Source organism: Ligilactobacillus acidipiscis DSM 15836 (assembly GCF_001435755.1).
In the GTDB taxonomy this organism is placed as follows: Bacteria; Bacillota; Bacilli; order Lactobacillales; family Lactobacillaceae; genus Ligilactobacillus; species Ligilactobacillus acidipiscis.
Genome location: NZ_AZFI01000151.1, coordinates 1 through 4,741 on the forward strand (window position 1 = coordinate 1; position 4,741 = coordinate 4,741).

Consider the following 4,741-nt stretch of genomic DNA (forward strand, 5'->3'; position numbering starts at 1 on the left):
CGATAGTGTGAACTATCTCCTACCCGATTCTAAGGCAAATTCCATGTCCATGTAACAACCGTAGTGTTTCTCGATCTCTTTAGCATATCCTGCCAGCTCAATGACTTGCTCATCCGTTAGGGAAGGCTGCTTAGCTTTGGCTTCAGGGATTTTTTGTTCTTCAACACCACCACCCGGCAAACGAGTCAGTTCGATATCTTTTTGAGTAATATCCTTTGAGACGATCTTCATAGTTTCTTTATCGACCACGAAGTCATCCGGAGTAACCGTCCCTTGCACGATATATTCGCCAAGTCCCCAGATGCTGTCAATAATGACTTTGGTATCATCACCAGTGCCAACATTGACAGAAAACATGATCCCGGAAGCTTCTGAGAAGACCATCATTTGAACGGTAGCTGACAGTGCAACTTTTTCAAACGGAAAGTTTTGTTTGTGCCGATAATAGGTAGCACGGTCAGTAAAGAGTGAAGCATAACACTCCTTAACTTTTTGAACGACGTCATCTTGGCCCCGGACATTCAAATAAGAATCTTGTTGGCCCGCAAATGAAGCATCAGGCAAGTCTTCGGCGGTCGCACTTGAACGGATAGCAACAAACGGTTCGGTTTGACCAACTTTATCAGCTAATTCTGTGTAGGCTTCTTTGATAGTCTTCGCGAGGTCGGCTGGCATTTTGGAATCGGTCACGACTTTTCGGATCGCAGTACAAGTGTGGTGTAATTCGTCCGAATCTTCGTAGTCTTTAATGCTCTCCAACAGTTCTTTGATTTTGTCATTAGCACCAGTTGCATCCATAAAATGACGATAAGCATGAGCAGTAGTAGCGAAACCATAAGGAACAGGAATATCAGTCGATGAAGTCAATTCACCAAGTGATGAAGATTTTCCTCCGACCAGATCAACGTCGGAGCGATGAAGTTCATCAAACCACAGGACATTAGCAGTACTTCTATTTTTCATAAAAAAGATCTCCTTTTAGATGACTGAGAGTGGAGCAAGCCGATTATGACTCGAGCACTAATTGACTCTGTTGTGATGGAGCTGTGTCATTACTTTAGAGTGAATTAGGTAGAAAATTTCAGTAGTTAGATCTGGGTTAGAAAAAAGCAAAACAATGATAAAAATTACTTGATTTCAAACACCGTTGCTTAACTAAACCACGAGGAAATAATAGTTTTCTCCACTTAGACGTTAAACCAAAAAAACTGAGTTCTAGGACACGTGAAAAAGACGAGCAAGAGTACCTTCACTGGGAAACCTGTAGTCTGAGTAAGCCAATGAAACATGCTGGGCACTTTTTACAAGCGTACTGCAAACTCGACAACACGCATGACAATGGAAACGTTTACAGCGTATATCCAACTAAATTGTAGTTAATCAAATTAAAATAGTCAACCCAAAAATAAAGTGAAGAATTGTCTAAAAAAGAGATAAATCAAGCTTGAATGATTTGTCATATTGGGGAAAATCAAACAAAAACAGCAATAATGAAACACACTAGTTAGCAGAAAAGATAGATTCTTTAGAGTTGTGCTAAAAAAATGTAAACGATATTGTTTGCGCTTACAAAAGGAGGTATACTTGATTTGTATTAAGTTATATTAATATAAGCAGGAGGAATTTATGATGACGAAAAAAGTTGCTGTAGTTACTGGTTCGGCAGGTGGTTTAGGTAAGGGAATCGCTGAACGTTTACTGAAAGACGGATTCAGCGTAATGATCCATGATATCAACGAGGAAGCTTTGGCTAAAACTATTAGGTGAAGTTGCTAAATTTGTTGGTGATGTTTCTAAGAAAGAAGATCAAGAAGCTTTAGTTGCTGCAACCGTAGAAAAATTTGGCCAACTCAATGTTTTTGTTAATAATGCCGGTGTTGAAGCAGTCACACCGTTCTTGAAAATTGATGAGAAGGAATTGGAACGGACATTTAAGATCAATGTTTTCGGAACTGTTTATGGCACACAAGCTGCTGCGGAACAATTTATCAAACAGGGTACTCCTGGTAAGATCATCAATGCTTGTTCGATCGCAGGCCATGAAGCATATGAAGTATTAGGCACATATTCAGCATCCAAACATGCAGTTAAGGCCTTTACGCATGTTGCTGCTAAAGAACTTGCTTCAAAACATATTACTGTGAATGCTTATTGTCCAGGTGTTGCTAAGACGAAGATGTGGGATCGAATCGATGCTGAAATGGTCAAGGCTGATCCATCATTGAAACCTGGAGAACCATTTGCTAAATTCTCTGGTGAAATTGCTTTGGGCCGTTATGAAGAACCAACTGATGTTGCTAATTTGGTCCACTTCTTGGCTTCGGAAGATTCAGATTACATCACAGGTCAAGCAATCTTGGTCGATGGCGGTTTAGTTTATAATTAAAATAAAAAGAGCTGACACTAGTGCGTACTCTGAAAAGAGCTGGGCACTAGTGTTTTTTTGCGGCCGATATTTGAGAAAAGCGTGTGAATCTAGTGTATCTTAAAAATCCATTTGCTATACTTGGGATGGATAGTAATTAATTTGCAAATGAGAAGGCACATTGAATATGAATAAAAAGAAAATAACAATTAAAGATGTCGCTAAAAAGGCGGGGTTGTCGATCACGTCGGTCTCGCAGATCTTGAATGGCAACACTCAGCGTTTTAGTGAGAAGGCAATTAAAAAAGTCTATGCAGCACAAAAAGAACTGAATTATGTGCCTGACTTTTTTGCGCAACGGATGGTAACGAAGAAAAGCCATTTGATCGGCGTCTTAGTTCCAGATATCAGTAACCCCTTTTTTGCTCAACTTTTTTTAGGGATCCAAGATATCTTGAATAAGCAGGGTTATGTGGCCTTGCTATATAACATGGAGGGCGACGAAAAACAAGAAAGTCATTATGTTGAGGATCTGATCAGACGTGGGGTCGATGGCTTGATCATTGCCAGCTCGGCCTTTTCAGATCAGTCGATCTATCAAGCCTTGCAAAGAGAAAGTCTGCCGATGATCGTGATGGATCAAAAGACAGAAACTGACATGGTGGACGCTGTTCAAGCCGATAATTATGATGGTGGTAAACAAGCAGCGCTTTATTTACAAGAACTTGGTCATAAAAAAGCGGCTGTCGTTTTGCCTGAAAATCCAACTGTTAATGTTCGCAAACGCTATGAAGGATTTGCGAGTGTTTATGGTGATGAGTTGCTGGTGGTCAATGGCGAACTATCGACCAGTGGTGGTCAAGGTGCTGTGAAAAAAATCATAAATTCGGACATTACAGCGATTTTTGCGATCAACGATTTAATTGCGTTTGGTTTATATATGGGGCTAAAAGAGGCCGGTAAAAAAATCCCAAATGATTATAGCGTAGTCGGATTTGATGATATTAGTCCGTGCGGGTACGTCACACCGCCACTAACAACGATCGCACAGCCAACTTTTGAATTAGGACAAGAGGCGGCTAAGATGTTAATGGGACGGCTAAACTCACCTCAAAAAGAGCCAGAAGAAAAAATACTTCCTGTGAAATTAGTTCAACGTTTTTCAGTAATGCCCTTGAAATAGCTTTCAAAAGGTGCTACTATTTCTCTATAGTATGCTAAAACGTTTTACCAAATTTATTACATAACTTAAAATCCAAACAAAGGTGGGAAACTTGATGAATAAAGTAACGGTTGTCGGGAGTATTAACTTAGATACAAATTTGCGTGTTAAACGGATGGTCAAGCCTGGAGAAACGATCCACGCTAAAGAACATTATTCTGCAGGCGGAGGTAAAGGTGCTAACCAGGCCGTCGCTGCTTCTCGTGCCGGTGCTCAAACGTCATTTATCGGTGCTGTTGGAGACGATGCTCCGGGTAAGCAAATGATGGATCTTTTGAAAAATGAAGGGATCGATCTGACGGGGATCGATACTATCGCTGATGAATCCACAGGGCAAGCTTTTATTACTGTTGATGATGAAGGTGAAAATGCGATCACGATTTATGCTGGTGCCAACTTTGCTTTTGGACCAAAAGAGATTGCTCAAAAGAGTGCTTTGCTCAAGGATAGTGACTTTGTGATCGCTCAATTTGAAACACCGATCGCTGCAACTGTCAAAGCTTTTGAAATCGCACATGAGGCAGGCGTTAAAACGATCTTGAATCCTGCCCCTGGTGAAGACCACATTTCTGAAGAGTTACTGAAAGTCACAGATATGATCACTCCAAACGAAACTGAAGCAGAGACGATCACTGGCATTCATGTTGAAGACGAAGCTTCTGCCAGAAAAGCTGCTGCAAAGTTGCATGAGCTTGGTGTAGATGTGGCAATTATCACGATTGGTTCCAAGGGGGCCTTTTATGATTACAATGGTGTTAGCGAGTTGGTTCCGGCATTCAAAGTTAAGGCAGTGGATACAACAGCTGCAGGTGACACATTTATTGGGGCAATGAGCAGCATCCTAAAGCCGGATTTTTCTAATTTGAAGGAAGCAATTTTGTTTGGCAACAAAGCTTCATCCTTGACTGTCCAGCGTTATGGAGCACAACCATCGATCCCATACCAAAAAGAGATCGAAGCAAAATAACAGGGTGGAGAAAACCGGTTAAGACTCGAGCATTATCGGACATATGCGTTAGAGCGCGTTTTTCAGAGATGTAACGCATAATGTTGGATAAGCGGAAAGCCTTGGTTTTTGGAGCCCGACTACTAAAACAGGGCGAAGCAAGCCGGGAGAACTTGGGCACCAAGGGACTCAGGCATTATGACAAGTG

Annotated in this window: 2 protein-coding genes and 2 pseudogenes; 3 read left to right on the forward strand and 1 reads right to left on the reverse strand. The window is 41.2% G+C overall.

Features of this window, described 5'->3' with window-relative positions:
* Window positions 1-24: 24 nt before the first annotated feature.
* Window positions 25-963, reverse strand: a pseudogene (locus FC65_RS08800) (PEP/pyruvate-binding domain-containing protein); the annotation flags it as partial.
* A gap of 666 nt (window positions 964-1,629) precedes the next feature.
* On the opposite strand from FC65_RS08800, the pseudogene FC65_RS08805 reads away from it, so the two are divergent.
* The 3 genes and pseudogenes from FC65_RS08805 to rbsK all read left to right on the forward strand — a co-directional run bounded on the left by FC65_RS08805 (window position 1,630) and on the right by rbsK (window position 4,554).
* Window positions 1,630-2,386 (forward strand): annotated as a pseudogene (locus tag FC65_RS08805) (acetoin reductase).
* Window positions 2,387-2,552: 166 nt separating this feature from the next.
* The gene (gene rbsR, locus FC65_RS08810) at window positions 2,553-3,548 is read left to right on the forward strand and encodes a ribose utilization transcriptional repressor RbsR (protein WP_056972392.1); all 996 of its coding nucleotides are present in this window, start codon (window positions 2,553-2,555) and stop codon (window positions 3,546-3,548) included.
* Between the two features lie 94 nt (window positions 3,549-3,642).
* A complete protein-coding gene (gene rbsK / locus FC65_RS08815) occupies window positions 3,643-4,554 on the forward strand; it encodes a ribokinase (RefSeq protein WP_010497732.1) in 912 nt (303 codons plus the stop codon).
* The last annotated feature ends 187 nt before the right edge of the window (window positions 4,555-4,741 follow it).

What these genes read in the sequence shown, in the direction of transcription:
- rbsK (WP_010497732.1), top strand. Translation starts at nt 3,643, where the DNA reads ATGAATAAAGTAACGGTTGTCGGGAGTATTAACTTAGATACAAATTTG.
- rbsR (WP_056972392.1), top strand. Translation starts at nt 2,553, where the DNA reads ATGAATAAAAAGAAAATAACAATTAAAGATGTCGCTAAAAAGGCGGGG.